We start from the raw sequence: 16,443 nt of genomic DNA, 5'->3' as shown, positions 1-16,443 counted from the left end.
ATTTTAAAGCTACCTTTATACCAATTCTTTCTGAATTTCAACCATTTACTGGGATTCAAAAGACGATTATGTTTAAATGTACTGTAAATATTTCTTCAGATGTTCCTTTACCTTTGCATTTGCAAAAGAGGCTTGCACGCTATTCATGTAAATCTGTTTATACTCTACATCCCTCATAGCAAATTCATTCCAGACTATATCACATTCCTCTGCCATTGTTGTGTTCGAAACCGTTCTGTTGTCTGTATTAACGGTTACTTTTATTCCATCCCTGTGGAAATCGCAGATTGGATGATCACTGATTTGGTTTACTGCTTTGGTTTGGACATTACTTGTTGGACACATTTCAAGTACAACCTGTTTTTGCTTTACAATATCATAAGCTTCTTCACAATCATGAATGAACACACCGTGTCCGATTCTTTCAGCCCCTAATAATTTTACTGCCTCAAGCACATTTTTTCCGATTCCAGTTTCACCTGCGTGAATCGTTACTCTATAGCCATAATCTCTAGCCAATGTGATTGGTTCAATAAATTCCCTGCAAAAACCTTCCTCCTCAGAAGCACACAAATCAATTGCGACAACCCCTTTCCCTAAGAATTCTTTCCCCTTCTCAACGACCTCAAAGGCACTTTCCACCGCCATCGTTCTCATACATGACAATATGATATTTCCATGAATATCAAACTTCTCTTCTGCCTCTTTCATTCCCTCTATCACACTAAGGATAATTTCTTCTATAGATAATCCCATTTTCGTATGAAGCAAGGGTGCAAATCGAACCTCCATATATTTTACATTTTCCTTTGCTGCATCTTCAAAAAGCTCATAAGAAATTCTTTTCAAATTTTCTTTTGACTGCATTACTAAATTAGGAATAGAAAATTTTTTAAGATATTCATCTAAGGATTCGCAGTTTAGTGGGGCAATTAGTTCTTCTTTCAATACTTCCTTATCGAAGGAAGGTATACGGATGTCGTCTTTCTTTGCGATGTCCATGATGGTCTCCGGTCTAACACTCCCATCCAAATGGCAGTGAAGTTCAATTTTAGGCATTTTAGTAAAATTCATTGTGACCCCTCCTATTTTTCAACAAAAAAAATCCTGATTACGAAGAAAGCACAAGTGAAAATTCTTGTATTTTCTTCGTAATCAGGAATTATTGGTACCTGGTAGAAACCTCCAAACCATATTGAGTTATACGAATTTGAGTATTTTATTAAGTTCTATATAAAAATAATAAAATTAATCTCTATTGTCAAGGAGCTAGTTTTACATTCAACTTTCTCAGGGACAATCGCTACTCCTTTTAAGTTAGATAATTATATAAGGGAACGCATAGTTTTTAGGTCATGAGTGATAATATATCCATGAAAAGTTAATTGAAGTACCCTCTCTTTTAGCTTTAGGAGGTCCCTCAGTGCATATTATTGAATTTATAAAAAACTTTCTTCCAGAAGCAAATATCTATGTGTATACCATCATTACTCTTTTGGTTCCTTTGGCCATGTCTAAGATTAGCGGTTATTTTCAAGGCGATAAGGAAAAACCAAGCAATGACCAACAGGATAAGGAAATTCCTGCTTTCCTTTCGAATGACTTATCTGCCAATGTTGATGAAATAAACAAGAATTTCGGGACAAACAAGGACATAATTACAAGAGAATTCACCTTTGGGAAAGAACAGACTAGAGCTGCCATCATTTTTGCAAAGGGTCTTGTAGATACAACTATTATTAATAGTAATATATTGGAACCATTGTTAGTAAATCTTCCGCATCATGTTGATCCTCCACCTATTCAAATAAGAAATCTTTTACCAATCAGTGAGATTTCCGAAGAAAACCGGATTGACGTTATCAATACAAGTGTTCTTAGAGGGCAAACAGTATTATTTTTACAGGATATCGATTATGCGTTTGTATTAAAAACAAGCAATGCTATTGGTCGTAACTTGGAAGAACCTGTATCTGAGTTGCAGGTTAGAGGACCGCGAATAGGCTTTAATGAAAACTTGATTGATAATATAACCCTTCTTCGGAAAGCGGGAGTTAATACTGAACTAAGGTTTATCACCTTTCAATTAGGCAAACGATTTAACAAAGAGTTAGTCATTACATACGTAGAAGGTATAGCAAACCCTGAAATCATTGAAAATGTGAAACAAAAAATTGAGTCTATCGATATTGATAATTTACCTGAATCGGGATATGTGGAGGAATTAATTGAAGAGAATAATTTCTCTCTGTTTCCACAGGTTCAGAGTACAGAACGGCCTGATCGGGTTGTAGCTGCTCTCACTGAAGGAAGAGTTGCGATCATATTAGATGGGACGCCTTTCGCATTAATTGTACCTGCTACTATAAATATGTTTTTGCAATCACCGGAAGATTACTATGAGCGTTGGATTGCCGGCAGTTTAGTCAGATTCCTAAGGTATGTAGCTGCTTTTATTGCAGTTTTCACACCTGCATTATATATCTCTTTCGTATCGTTTCATCAAGGGTTAATACCTACAAAACTTGCCATTTCCATTATCAGTTCCAGGGAAGGGGTTCCCTTTCCAATTCTTATCGAAGCTCTTTTAATGGAGGTATCTATTGAGATACTGAGAGAAGCAGGTTTAAGGCTACCGAAACCAATCGGTCAAACGATTGGAATCGTTGGTGGATTGGTAATCGGAGATGCTGCCGTTCAAGCTGGTATAGTAAGCCCAGTAACTGTTATTGTCGTAGCTCTTACAGCGATTTCTTCCTTCTCGCTTCCACAATATAATATAAGCATTTCGTTAAGAATATTGAGATTTATTGCCATGATCCTTGCTGCAACTTTAGGATTGTATGGTGTTATAGTCTTTTTCATATTTTTCAGCATACACCTTGTTCGCTTAAAAAGCTTTGGAGTTCCTTACCTTAGCCCAGCAGTACCTTATCAGACTAATGATTGGAAAGACTTTTTAATAAGATTTCCTATATCAGCGATGAAAAAAAGACCAAAGATTTTAAAGCCAACTGACACTATCCGGAAAGGGTAATTTTTTAGGGAAGGATTTATTGAATATGAACCCACAACAGGAAAATCTAATTTCGCCTGCACAAGCGATCATCATCATCATCAACTATATTCTAGGTGTAGGGATACTTACCTTACCTAGAGCACTTGCTGATGAAGTTGGAACTCCTGATTTATGGATTACCATCCTAATTAGCAGCCTCTTTCCTTTGGCAGTAGGCTTCATTATTTTAATGCTTAATAATAGATATCCTAAGAAAACTTTCTATCAATACAGCTCCAAAATTGTAGGAAGGATTTTAAGTACCATAATTTGCCTATCGATGGTCACATATTTTATTACCTTAACAAGTTTTGAAGTGAGGATTTTAGCTGAGGTTACAGAAACATATTTACTGGAAGGCACTCCTATCCAAATCTTAATCATCATCTTTTTATGGCTTACCCTTTATTTGAATGTAGATGGCCTTAATTCAATTGCACGGATGTTTCAGGTCATTTTTCCTCTTACCGTTTTTATTTTTATATTATTAGCATTAATGAGCTTAGGTTTATTTGAATTAAAAAACTTAAGACCAGTTCTTGGCGGCGGTATCGGCCCTGTCTTAAAAGGAATTAAAACGACATCTTTATCTTATATCGGCATTGAAATACTTATTATTCTCTCTGCCTTTTTAACTGATCCCAAGAAAGGAAAGAAGGTTGTATTTGTAGGTGTATTAATGCCGACTATTTTCTATCTTATTACTATCGTGATAGTGATTGGAGCCTTATCGCTTGATGGAGTAAGCAATTTAACATGGCCTACGATAACACTGATCCGCTCTTTTGAATTTCCGGGAATATTCTTTGAAAGATATGACTCCCTCTTTTTAACGATTTGGATATTACAAATTTTCGCGACAATATCAATCACGTTATATGCAGCATCTTTGGGACTATCTCAGTTATTTAATATGAAAATGAAAACATTTATGTATATTCTCCTCCCCGTTGCTTTCTTTATTTCCATGTTACCTCAAAATCTGCAGCAAGCTTTTTCGCTTGGTGACATGCTGGGAAATGCAGCCATTGTTTTATTTGGGATAACCCCCATTATTCTATTAGGTCTCTCTTTTTTAAGGAGGAAGCACAGTTGAAGAATTTATTCATTTTCTTAAAACGCTCTTTCCAACTGGTTATATTAATTCCCCTGCTTACCGGCTGCTGGAGTTCCAGGGATATTGAAAAATTGGATCTCTTGATTGGGGTTGGAGTGGATACAGCTCAAGAAGAGACTGATTCCCTTCTTACCGTTACCTATCAAATGGCAAAAGTAAAAAGCAATCAAAGTCAAGATACAAATCAAGAAGAAAAACCCTACACAAACGTGGAACAGACCGGAGCCTCCATTTTAGAAACAGCTAGAGATATTATACTATCAAGAAAAAACACAGTGAACGGTCAACACCAAAGGTTAATAATCATAAGTAGAGAGGTAGCAGAAAATCGAAGTATAAAAGAAATTCTTGATTTTTTCATCCGTGAACCTGAGGCCCGAATGAGTATGCTTGTCATGATTACAGACGGGCTGGCAAAAGATATACTGGGTTATATGGAGACAGACGATATCCCATCTATGCATATATATGATATATCTGAAAACCTCGAGAAATCGAACAAGCTACTTGAACGGAAGTCCCTTGCGAAAATAAACGCTTTGATGGAAGCACAATCCAGTTTCATCCTGCAAAATGTCGTACAAATGAATGGTGAACTTAAACTGTCCGGTGCTGCTGTAATAAAAGGAAGTACGTTGAAACTTATTGGTTTCTTAAAGGAAGAAGAAATAAAGGGGGTAAACTGGATTACTGCACAAACTAATGGAGCTATTATAAAAGTGATAGAAGAAAGTAGTGATAAACCAATAGTTTACGAACAAGAAATATTAACAAGTAAGATTACTCCCACTTTAAAGGACGACAAGCTTTCTTTTCAGGTAAAAGTTAAATCAGAAGGACTAATCATTGAGGTAGCAACCCATACTGAAGACTTTGCAAAGGAAAAAACCAGAAAAAAAATAGAGGAGCAAATAGCAGAAGAAGTAAAAAAAGAGATTCAGGCCAGCTTGGATAGAATTCAAAAAGATTTACAAGTAGATGTCATTGGCTTCCATGATTATGTAAGAATTAAATACCCTAAGTTTTGGAAAGAGCACCAAAACGACTGGGATTCTATTTTCAGTCAGGCCCCTATCGATTATGAAGTACAGGTCACAATCACTGACTTTGGATTGGGGATACAGAACTAAGAAGATATAAAAAGCACCTTACTAGTTACAGTAAAGGTGCTTCTTACGTTTAAACTTAAAGTAGTTGTTCACCGACATTAATGTTGGTAACTAAAAAATCCGTTAATATCAACGATTAACGGGTTTTTATATAAAAGTTAAGTTACATTAATGTTGGTAATCATTTTCCCGATAATATAATGCTCTTCCATTAATGTTGGTAACTTTAGTTTTGAAGTAACTATTCCCTGATTCCCTTTATCGTATGTAGAGTAACTATTGCAATAATAAAAAATATCTAAAAACATTAATTATGTACCAGAATAAGCAAGTGCTGTACCATAATACGAAAGTGTTTTACCATCAATTATTCTTGATTTTTCCTAAATGTAAAAATAGTTTATCTAATGTATTTAATGATATAAATACTAAAGTTGAGATAACTATTAAAACAACCGGTAAAAATATTATAGTTACAGCAAGTAACCATAACAGTTTGACAAATGAAATATGTATTGATGGACTGGTATGAAGACCAAACAAAGATATAAATGTGTCTAAACCAAAAATCAAATACAGAGTGATTAAACTAGGAATTATTAAGTTTTTTGGTTTACAAATAAAATTAAAAATCCGGTTTCTAAACCTATCTAAGGTTGATTCTTTTTTATTAACTTTTGGATACTTTTTAATTTTTAGCAAAATATGGTAATACCATTTTAAAAAGCGCTTTTGACTAATTTCTATATGATCTTTGAATTTCTCATCCACAACACTTTTTCCAAAAAAACCCTCTGCATTTTTCGCAAAATTTATATTATTTGTACTCTCCAGACCGAACCTATCCTCAATTTCAGTATTTGAAATCTTAAATCCCGAATACATTAATGAATATGCTTCTATTTCTGTGAAAGAGTCTAAATCCGTCCTAATCTTTGACAATAAGTTTAAATGATTATTTGGTATAACTTCTTTTTCGATGTTATCGGTCTTTTGTTCCAAAAACATACTACCTTCGTCTTCGGTCCACTTTACTCCATTTGTTCCATATAGTAAGTGTATAAATGCAACCTTTTCCTGCCCAAACCTATCCAATAAATTATTTATTTGCTGTTCACGAACTCTGCTCATAAGCATATCATTAGTTCTTCCGAAAATTTCAAGTGTACTTTTTACTCTATACTGGTTATTTAGTTGTTTTGAACCATCGCTAACGATAAAATGAGTACAATTTTCCGGTAATAAAGATTCAATTCCTTGATTATCAAAAATTCCACCATCAATTAAATTTAGATTCAAACCACTATTAAACATACCTCTTAACTTAATAGGTCTAAATAACCCTGGAACACAGGCAGACGCAGCTACAGCATCGCTTAAACACACCTCTTTCTCTCCCTTTTTATAATTAATTGTAGAGAAAGAGATGTTCTTAGTTGATCTGGCATTACTCTGTAACTGACGCATTTTATCTGTTTCAAATAACCAACTACCGCCAGAGTTGTAATTGGTTGTATTAATTATTAGCTTAGGGAGACCATTTTCCACAGAGTGCAAGTCACTCATTAGTAACGGTTTCTTCGCATCTACTCTATATTTTTTATAAAGATGCTTTTCTATTAATTCTCCAATATGTTTCGATCGAGTATAATCATCAACTTTCAATAGTTCTGAAAGAAAAATCTTAGAGTTTTTTAATGGATTTAAAAAAGACATTGTTCTTATATTTAGTTTCACAAATTCATAAAATTCTCCTTTTACTTCCTCAATAATATCTCTATAAAACTGATTAATCTCATCCCCAGTTGATTTAGTTTCAAGGTCTTTTATTTTACTTTTTAACTTTAAATAATATAAAACACCAATAATTGTACCTCCTGAAACTGTAGAAAGAACTTTAACATTTTTAAGAACACCTACATCTGCTAAACTAGCAAGTACTCCTATATGAAAAAAGGCTGCTCTGAATCCACCTCCAGAAAGGGCTAAACCAATATTTTGTTTATCTCCCAAATCCGACACCTCTTAATTATATTTTTTCACCTTTATTTATATAATACTTTATGAGATTCTTTTAGATTATTATTACTAACTATGGTTATCTTATAAATTCCTTACTAATGAAAACATCAGCAGTTATTGCTAATAAATTTGGTGAGATGAAGTTTAGATAAATACTAGTTTCCTTCGACTTTTCCCTTTTGGGTTTATTAGTGCCAAAATTTTATTCCATGTCTATTTTTTTACTTGTTTTTCTTTTCCTCCGTAAGGTAATACTTTTCAATAGTCTTTACAAAACCAGTAGTATCTCTTATTTCTTTTAATGCTTTATGTTCTTTAAGTAACTTTAATAGTTTTTTTCGATCATAATAACAATCCAGTTCACTCGGTTTAATGCTTGTCCCATTAAAATCTTCCAGCTTATTTAATGCTTCTTCAGAAAAGCTCGCACTTGTGATATAACAACATTTTATTGCTCGCTTTTCTAAACTTGAATTCTTAAAATAATAATTTTTCGCTATGGGATAGGTTTTACCAAAGAACCATAGTACCGTATTTTTTTCATCCTTTGGACCTAAATTAATAATAGTTGTATTTTTAAAACCTTTCAATTCCACTATGATAATCTCTTCGCGACCCTGAATAACTAGGTCAAATTCGTAAGGCTGTTTTTGGGGTTCTTCCGGGTTTTTTATAAAAACAGAATGCTCAACATTAGCTCTAATGAACATGCTTGTGAAAATAGTAAACATTAATGTTTCAAATAGGTCTCCTTTAATATTTTTAAGATTATCAATTTGGCCACTCTCCTCGATAGAACGTAGCGATTCTTGAACAGTCGAAATAATTTTGACACTATCGGCTTCGGTTAATTGAAAATTATCTTGGATTAATTTCCTCAAAGATTGTAAATTATTCAGGATTTCCCTCACCTTAATTCCCAATATATCTTCCATAGAAAAATTGAGAATATGAAGGTTATTAAGCTGCTTTTTTGTTTCATCCTCTATATCCATATAAAAAATTATAGGCATTACTTTACGTGAACTTCTTCCTAATTTTGTACTGTTTCTAATTGATTGTACTCGATCATAAAACGAAGCCAAATCAATATTATTATACGTTCTGTTCAGAAGAATATCTGCAACCATAATTGTTTGCTTATCTTCCTTTTTTGGTTCTCCTATATAGAAACCTGTTGTTTTTGAAAACGAATAAATATCAAAAAGATAGTCGTTTAATACTGCTCCAACACTTGGATTTTCCTTCCTTCTATAGATGGGTTTACCCGTGATAAACCCATGGCTGGAAAGCCAACGAATAATATCGACAATAAAAACCGTATCTTCACTCATTTTATCTCTATGCTTTTTTATCAGTTCATCACTAAAAGACTCTTCACTTTTATTAATAATGAATCGTTCACCTGTTTTAACGTATGTTTTTACGGTAATAAAGTTTAACTCTTTTAATTTTTCCAAATCCTTATTTAAAGAAATTGTCTTGTATTTCTCAGGGTTAGAAATTGGAGTAGCTGTAATTTTTATAGCTTCATACATAGATATAATTCCATTATTTTTTTTTAGGAGACTAAGTAATCTATATAGTGGTTTTCTATATTTTTTACAAATCTCTGTTAGAGTTTCCAAGCTAACGCTTCTTAAGGGATGCATATAATAATATTGACCTTTATTAAAGCTAAAGGGCACGCTTGATTTAATAACATTCTTATCATTTGAAGCTCGTAGTATTAATTGTCTCGCATAATTATTTGTAATGCCAAACTTCTTTTCAAGCATTTCAATCAAGTCTGATGCCGAATAAAAGGAATTTTCATCTTCGAATAGTGACTGAATATATATATCAAATTTATTTAATTTCATTTGTAACACTGCCCTTATATAAATATTATTCCTTTAAATAATAGGGCACAGGAGATTTCGAAAAAAAACCTATTAGGACAAGCTTCTATCTACTTTCTCTTGTAACGCCAGATAAAATTATATCTAGCCCGCGAATTATAGTGACCCCATTTTCCATTTTCCCAAAGGAAATCTCCGTTTAATATATGTTCTTAATCTGTTGGTGTGATATTTCTATTTACTCGTGCACAAAATAAAAATTCCAACAGTATTGAGGAGAGACTTTTCACTTTTCCCACCTTTTTTAAAAGTAAAAAACTTTACTATATTACTGTATCTAAAACACAGCTTCCAAGATACTTCACTTGGAACTCAGCAATAAAATATAGAATTAACTTTTTTTATCAAAAAAGAATTTAAATCTCGCACCAACCGATTGAACAGCTGCCCAAGTATACATTAGCAGGTAATCTATTTGTATGATTTCTGGATATTGTTTTAAATCTTCTTGCTTTTGATTGATATACGTCTTTAAAGAAAACATATTTGCGGTCAGTGCCCATATGTAGGTAACAGATTCTGGATCTCTTTGATAATGTTTAATCAAATCCCAAATTTTTTTTGCTTCCAGATCCCCTTTAATTACTCTCTTCCTAGTCACTTCTTTTAGCTTCCAATCCTCATTCCATTTTTCTACATCTTTAGGAACACGATTACTTAATGGATGTGCGTAGTCAAGATTTTTCATCACCTGAGAAACAATATCTTGAAATGCAGAAGCAGAATAAGAAGCCTTTTTTGATTTACAATGGATAAAATATATCCTTTTATTTTTAGTATCCAGGCCAATAAAATCCGATATTTCTTTTTCCAGGTCAGTACAAATTAAATAATCCATCTCTTTCAATGTCATTTTAATTTCATTTTGTTCCTCCAAGTTCTCACCTAAAGAAGAAACTAAATAGAATAATGAGTCTTCGGCCCACTCCTCTCGCCGGACATCTAGATCTCCTTTTTCACTATTAATCCTTTTATCATCTTTAAGTTCATATTCACCAAAAATTCCATCCATTCTTCGATCATCAAAAGAGATTCCACTTTGTGTGAATTCTTTCTTGTAATATATATGTGTCGCATCATTAGTAACAATATGAAAATCCTGATATCTATTTAAATAGCTAATCAATGTCTCATTCTTGCGTACACTATAATCTTCGGTAATCTTATCATCACTAAAACGATACTTATAGTTTAAAGAGTAATCCTCAAAAGATAAATTATATCTTTTGTTTTCAAAATTAACTTTGAAGCAAACCTTTTCTCCATTTACTTCCAACTGAGTCTTGTTATTATCTATTTTGTAATTTAATTCTTCAATTTTAACTTTACTCCCATTCTCATCGACTAAAATGTCTTCAAAATCATTAAAGTCAAAAGTAATTAAAATAGGATTAGTATCTGAAGGGATACCCACAATAGGCGAATATCTTTGAAAAAAACTATTTGCTAAACCTGTCCCACTCAGAACTTTATCAGCTATTTTTTTAATCCAATTTAAATAATCTGCTAGGTGAATATAACCCGAGTCGTCGGATACCCTACTGTTTGAAAAACCGATATACCTTCTTCCTCTGCTACCCATTTCATTAACTGAACCCGTAATTGTAGTGCAAAAATTATATTTGTCCGTAATATTCGGTGCGATACTTTTCATATTTCGACTATTTATAACTTGTCTATGAATGTTATTTTGACTTATAATTCCGTTCTTTAACGTTACCTGTGTAAATTCTGCATCCTCATTAAAAAGCAATTGTAATTTGTTGGTATCTATCGGATCTGATAAATCAAAGATTATACTCGGTATATAATTGGTAGTATCATAAAAAAATAAACAATTGTCTTTTAACCATAAAAAAAACAATCCAAGTTTAACTTCTACAAATGATTCATTACTCAAAATTGAAGAATTTCCAAACTTAGTATAAATAACAACATACATATCTTCGCTTTCATGTTTATGTTTATTAATAACATACTCGTTTGAAAGCCCTTTCTGATTTATTATTTCATTTAGCAAGTTATCAAATCGAAACTCCCCTAATGCCTCGTCTTTTAATGAAAATATATTTACTTTTAAAGGTAACCTATAACGGAAAAGCGTATCTCGAAATTCCATTGGTGTTTGATTATCAAATTTTTTTAAGAATTTTCTAGCACCGTAAATATAGTCTGGCTGATTTGATAAAAAGTTTTGGAAAAAATTTTTAAAGTTATTAGTAGGAAGTTTATCTCTTTGAGTTTTATCTGATTCATAGTCAACATAAGTATTCCAGATATCTTCAAGATAATTGTCAGAAGGATTTATTATTATCCAACTCTTTTCAAGACTACTATTAGGTCTTTCTTTCCGTACCGTCCTTCCTATCTGTTGTATAAATGACCTTGCATTATCAAATCCACCATAAATAGCCAATATGGCAAACTTACTATCATCAATTCCTTCGACTAATTTATTTTGAGCTAACCAATAAATTGCATCATTTTCAGTGGGTACGTTTTGAAATTTAGATTCATCATCTTTAGTATTAATAAATCTTTCATGGATAGCGATTGCTTTTTCTTCTTTGCTATTTAAATAATCAATTGATGTCTCCAAATCATTAAAATTTGCATATCTAATGATAATTTTGGGTTCAAAATTGTTTTCCTCTTCAAACCTTCTTTTTAATTCTATGATCATATCGACAAAAACACACACTTCTGAGGGTGATATATCTTGATCTAGATATATAAATTCAGGTGTTCTTATAATTTTTTCATCTATTGCTTCTATTAGTGAGTAATTATAAAAATACTCCTCATCAATATTAAAGATATGATGATCGTTTCTAATCGGTGTAGCAGTAAACAGAATTGTTTTCTTACCCAAACTTCTAATTGTCTCACTCCAAGTATTCGCTGGCTCTTTATGCCCTTCGTCAAACAAAATTAAATCAACATTGTCTTTTAAAGTATTAAACAATTCCTCGTTTTCATTTTTAACTTGAGTTAAAGCCTGTATAGTTGTGATGAATACCTTATTATCTTCCTTATCCACTAAGTCAGAAGCATTTTTGGGAAATAAACGTTCAATTGATTTTTTAATTTCCAAATCAATGTTCAGTTTTTCCCACAAATTTTTCTTTATTTCCTTATATAGTTGCTCTCTAATAGCCGAAGAAGGGGAAACAATTAAAACATTATTGCACCCTTTTATAAATAATGCTAAAACACCTATTACGAATGTCTTACCTGTTCCCGTTGGCATTTTAATTAATGCTTGTTTAACTGAAGAACTCTTTATATATCTTAAAGAAGTTTCAATTGCTTTGAGTTGATAAGTTCTTAATTTAGAAGATATTACTGAACGGTGTTCCCATTTAATTAAACTCATAATTGTTCACCCTAAAATTTTATATAATACTAATTTTACCATTAAGATTACCATTTACATTATTCGACAAATCACCTTATATTCCTGCCTAAAATAAAACACCTTCGTTTGTATTAGAACGAAAGTGTAAATTTTATAACTGTATATCTTCCCAAATCAACCCTGTCTATATAATCTTTTAATTAACTTAATAAAAGTTTTGTGCTGATACACTTGAATCAATGGACTTTGCAGGTGCAGACAACAAATCAATTTTTTGGAGATGTTAAACAGCTTCGTTTATGTTTAATTTTCTCTAACAAAAATAACTTCATAAAATTATTTCAAACAAAAAAGAGGCTGGGACAAAACCCTCCTCTAAATTAAAAAACCGGTGAAATTTTACAATGATTAAAATTTCACCGGCTTTGTTTATTTTGGAATTAAAATAAGGACTACTTCTAATAAAATAAAGTTACCACACAAAATCTCATCGAAAAGAAGGGTCCTTGTGTTTAAAAATTAGATCATGAATCAAATAGTTTTGTCTTTAGATTTAGAAGTGATATTACAAATAAATGATATTGCCTTCCATGTCCATTACTTTTCATCGAAATAAGCAGTTGTCTTGGCCTGATTTTCAAAGTGAGAGTTTAGGTCTGTTTAAACTCTTCAACCTCTTTGGAACAATCACTGATATGATGTCAATTTTGAATGAGCTTACTTTTTCTGAGCTAATAATATGCTGGGCAATTACCTCACCATTTGCTTCTTTACGGATGACGAGTGTCTTATGCTTTTCATCTGTTACTTCAATACATAAGTTCCTAGTGGGACGGAGTAACGAAGAAACTGGCTTTAAGTGTTGCTTTTCGAGGAGAACACCCCTAACTAAAAACTCCAGTAAGAGTGTTCTCAAAACGCTGATAACCTCATGCAATAACCATATACTTTTTGGTGGGACGTCTCCCGTATAACTGTTTGCGCAGTTATATATTTTGGGAGGCGTCTTTTACTTTCTCCAGGATTATTAATGTTGGAAATTTTTTAATTATACGGACATTATAATCGACTAATCCTGGACAGGCAATACCATCAGCATTAGGTAATTTAAGGGGGGCAGAAACACCTAAAGGCTGTTCAGTGTATGCTCTGGCCTCTTCAAATGTCATTTTTAAATACTTATAGACAGTTGTCTTGAAACCTTAAGCTCCTTAGAGATTTGTGCTACTTTAAATTTGCTTTATGTAGTTCATGATTCCTTTTAAACACTAACTTCTCCACCAAAACCCTAACCTCCAGTAAAATAACGTCAACTTCTATTTTATTAATGGAAGTTAATAGAAGAAAAGGGTAAAGTCTTATCAAGCGAAAACTTTCAACTTTATTCTAGCGTTTACATACTCGTACTGAACCACTTCGCCAACGAGGTGAGCATTATGCTTTGTGAGTCTAGATGCCATTTCGTCAATATCTTCAACGGTGACATGAAGCGTAGATAACCGAGGCATTTTGCCCCGGAGGTACATGCAAAAAAGAGGATATTAAAAATATAAATAATAAATAATAAACCATAATAAATGGCCTTATCTAGTCTGATTAATAAACGGAAATGGTTTATATCTGAACCTACATTTAATAACCTTAGAGTATAGGATTTCTCGCTTCTTACTTAATAATTATTAAATATAGTCACTTATCCACACATAAATAATTTTTCAATTTATTTAACGTTGAACATAGCGTTATCCGATAGTTGATTTAATTCAAGTAGCAAATCGTTAGGAATATTTAATTCGCAAGCTTTAACGTTTTCTTCTAATTGCCTAATATTGCTTACTCCAATTAAAGCACTAGAAATAGAGCGGTTTTTGAGAACCCATGCTAAAGAGAGTATTGAGTTTGTAGTCCCGATGTTATCAGAAAGGTGGTTTAATTTTTCTGCAATCTCGATATTCCTACGATTATGGTACCAATAAAATGAACTATTTCCTATAATAGCTGCTCTACTTTTATTCGGTGGTTCTTGATTTAAATTATACTTACCAGTAAGTACACCTTGTGCTAAAGGAGAATATGCTATTACCCCGATATCTTCAAAATAAGGGGTTGCTATAAATTTTTCTATATTTCTATTAAGTAAATTATAGGCTACTTGATTGACAATGATATTATCAAAGTGGTATTTCTCAATTATTTCTTTTGCTTCTATCAATTCTTCTAAAGTCCATTCACTTATTCCACAATATAACACCTTTCCACTTCTAATAAGATCGTCCATTGCTTTGAGACTCTCAAAGACAGGGGTTTCTTTATCAAATCTATGAAAGTAATATATATCAATGTAATCAAGACCTAATCTCATTAAACTATTGTCACATTGCTCAATAATATGCTTTCTAGAAAGTCCGTAATCGTTAGGGCCACCACCTACTGGCCAGAAAACTTTTGATGAAACAACAAAGTCAGATCTTTTTTTATCTTTTAATGCATTGCCTAGTAGTGCTTCACCTTGCCCTTTTCCGTAAACGTTAGCAGTATCAAATGAATTAATTCCAAGATCCATTGATTTGTTAATTATTTCATTAAAAGATTCTTTATCTTTTATCCCCTTTGTCATCCAAGTTCCTATACTAATTTCACTGATTTTTAAGCCACTACTACCAAGTCTATTATATTTCATTCTAATGCTCCTTTAAATATTCGACTTTATCTATAACTAGTTATTTTTAAGAGATACAAATTCTTTAACCCTATTATTTTGCCTTTCGTAATTCCAATAGGAATTATTATATAAAAAGATATAAAATATATTATTAACGCAATCTTTTCATTATACTTAAGAGTGTTATTTCTCGGGTACTTTCTTTGTATCTTAAATATTATTGGGAGTAAAAGCATTATTATGAAAACAGCAATTGTAAAGAAGGTATTTGGGATAATTGGAAAAACAAAAAGAAATATAGAGGTAAACAACATTAATGTAATTATTTGGTTTGTTAGTGACAGCCATCCAAAGTAATTATATTTTTTTGATTTTTCTTTAATGGTTATATTTCCAATAGCTACTGCTTCTTTAAATATTTTTTTTGAATATTGCTTATAGTCTTCATGAATGTGATGATGAACTGCTGCACCTTTCGCTCTTATAAATTTAACTTTATTTAAGCTTTGTATTTTAGCAAACCACTCTTTATCCTCCATTGAATTAATACTTTCATTAAACTTACCCAAATTAAATAAATCTTTTTTTATTAACACGTTTACTGTGGAAAAACTTTCATCTTCTTTGTTGTTCATTGAGTTAGAATAGATAGATGGGTATAATGTTCTCATGATCTTACTGAAAAATTTTGCATTACTTATATTAATTATTGACCCCTGAATAACCTCATAACCTAGATTTATATAGGATACATATTTTTTTAATAAATTTTTTGATGAATAAGCATCTCCACTAATAAACAAAATATAGTCTCCATTTGCACAATTTACCCCTATATTTCTTTGGTAGCTATAACCCCATTTATGACATTCAATTAATTTTACTTCACTATATGTGTCTACATAAGTTTTAACTATTTCTCTAGTTGAATCAGTCGAATGTCCATCCACAATGATTACCTCAAGATATTTAACAACTTCTTTCTGTATTAATAAAGAATCAATACATTGTGCTATTCTTGCTTCTTCGTTTCTTGTAAGAATTACACACGATATTCTCATTGTCATGCTCCTTAATAGGATTATTATTTATTAATTTCCATTGATTAGTTGTTAATACATTCATCCTGTTTTACAAGCAGTAGTTTTAAATTTTCTGAACGCTTCCTATGCTCTTCGCATAAACAAGTGTCTTTAAACAAAGCCACCAATATTTT

At 32.0% G+C, this 16,443-nt stretch carries 9 protein-coding genes, 3 pseudogenes and 1 riboswitch; of the genes and pseudogenes, 3 read left to right on the top strand and 9 right to left on the bottom strand.

Annotated features, from left to right (window positions below):
• Positions 1-72: 72 nt before the first annotated feature.
• Positions 73-1,074 (bottom strand): adenosine deaminase, encoded by a 1,002-nt coding sequence (gene add, locus MKY77_RS01675; protein WP_339148495.1) that lies wholly within the window; start codon positions 1,072-1,074, stop codon positions 73-75.
• A 58-nt stretch (positions 1,075-1,132) separates the two neighbouring features.
• Positions 1,133-1,228, bottom strand: a riboswitch (purine riboswitch).
• Positions 1,229-1,423: 195 nt separating this feature from the next.
• Between add and MKY77_RS01670 the strand changes: the two genes are divergently transcribed.
• From MKY77_RS01670 to MKY77_RS01660, 3 genes are read left to right on the top strand one after another with little or no spacing between them, the layout of a single operon-like run.
• Positions 1,424-3,037, top strand: a complete 1,614-nt coding sequence (locus tag MKY77_RS01670) for a spore germination protein (protein WP_339148494.1) — start codon at positions 1,424-1,426, stop codon at positions 3,035-3,037.
• A gap of 25 nt (positions 3,038-3,062) precedes the next feature.
• Positions 3,063-4,154, top strand: coding sequence for a spore germination protein (locus tag MKY77_RS01665; RefSeq protein WP_342515627.1), 1,092 nt, complete (start codon positions 3,063-3,065; stop codon positions 4,152-4,154).
• A complete protein-coding gene (locus MKY77_RS01660) occupies positions 4,151-5,305 on the top strand; it encodes a Ger(x)C family spore germination protein (protein ID WP_339148492.1) in 1,155 nt (384 codons plus the stop codon). Before MKY77_RS01665 ends, MKY77_RS01660 begins: the two co-directional genes overlap by 4 nt.
• Before the next feature lie 342 nt (positions 5,306-5,647).
• On the opposite strand, the gene MKY77_RS01655 is transcribed toward MKY77_RS01660, so the two are convergent.
• From MKY77_RS01655 to MKY77_RS01620, 8 genes and pseudogenes are all read right to left on the bottom strand, one after another.
• Positions 5,648-7,297: a patatin-like phospholipase family protein gene (locus MKY77_RS01655; RefSeq protein WP_339148491.1), complete on the bottom strand. Its 1,650-nt coding sequence runs from the start codon at positions 7,295-7,297 to the stop codon at positions 5,648-5,650.
• 230 nt (positions 7,298-7,527) lie between these two features.
• Entirely contained in the window at positions 7,528-9,168 is a 1,641-nt protein-coding gene (locus tag MKY77_RS01650) for a hypothetical protein (RefSeq protein ID WP_339148490.1), read from the bottom strand.
• Positions 9,169-9,538: 370 nt separating this feature from the next.
• Positions 9,539-12,583 carry a DEAD/DEAH box helicase family protein gene (locus MKY77_RS01645; protein ID WP_339148489.1) on the bottom strand — a complete coding sequence of 1,015 codons (3,045 nt, stop codon included), beginning with the start codon at positions 12,581-12,583 and terminating at the stop codon, positions 9,539-9,541.
• Positions 12,584-13,168: 585 nt separating this feature from the next.
• Positions 13,169-13,442 (bottom strand): annotated as a pseudogene (locus MKY77_RS01640) (IS21 family transposase); the annotation flags it as partial.
• A 247-nt stretch (positions 13,443-13,689) separates the two neighbouring features.
• Positions 13,690-13,846 (bottom strand): annotated as a pseudogene (locus MKY77_RS01635) (helix-turn-helix domain-containing protein); the annotation flags it as partial.
• 119 nt (positions 13,847-13,965) lie between these two features.
• Positions 13,966-14,046 (bottom strand): annotated as a pseudogene (locus MKY77_RS01630) (VOC family protein); the annotation flags it as partial.
• A 239-nt stretch (positions 14,047-14,285) separates the two neighbouring features.
• On the bottom strand, positions 14,286-15,245 hold the full coding sequence (locus MKY77_RS01625; protein WP_339148488.1) for an aldo/keto reductase: 960 nt from the start codon (positions 15,243-15,245) through the stop codon (positions 14,286-14,288).
• A gap of 26 nt (positions 15,246-15,271) precedes the next feature.
• Positions 15,272-16,294 carry a glycosyltransferase gene (locus tag MKY77_RS01620; RefSeq protein WP_342515626.1) on the bottom strand — a complete coding sequence of 341 codons (1,023 nt, stop codon included), beginning with the start codon at positions 16,292-16,294 and terminating at the stop codon, positions 15,272-15,274.
• Positions 16,295-16,443 lie beyond the last annotated feature (149 nt).

Origin of the sequence: Sutcliffiella sp. FSL R7-0096 (assembly GCF_038595065.1) — a bacterium.
GTDB lineage: Bacteria > Bacillota > Bacilli > Bacillales > Bacillaceae_I > Sutcliffiella_A.
The sequence above is the reverse complement of the archived record's forward strand: the minus strand, read 5'-3'. Positions and strand labels throughout refer to the sequence as shown.

Coding starts and splice junctions, on each gene's coding strand:
- add (WP_339148495.1), bottom strand. CDS start 1,074: ATGAATTTTACTAAAATGCCTAAAATTGAACTTCACTGCCATTTGGAT.
- MKY77_RS01665 (WP_342515627.1), top strand. CDS start 3,063: ATGAACCCACAACAGGAAAATCTAATTTCGCCTGCACAAGCGATCATC.
- MKY77_RS01650 (WP_339148490.1), bottom strand. CDS start 9,168: ATGAAATTAAATAAATTTGATATATATATTCAGTCACTATTCGAAGAT.
- MKY77_RS01620 (WP_342515626.1), bottom strand. CDS start 16,294: ATGACAATGAGAATATCGTGTGTAATTCTTACAAGAAACGAAGAAGCA.
- MKY77_RS01625 (WP_339148488.1), bottom strand. CDS start 15,245: ATGAAATATAATAGACTTGGTAGTAGTGGCTTAAAAATCAGTGAAATT.
- MKY77_RS01645 (WP_339148489.1), bottom strand. CDS start 12,583: ATGAGTTTAATTAAATGGGAACACCGTTCAGTAATATCTTCTAAATTA.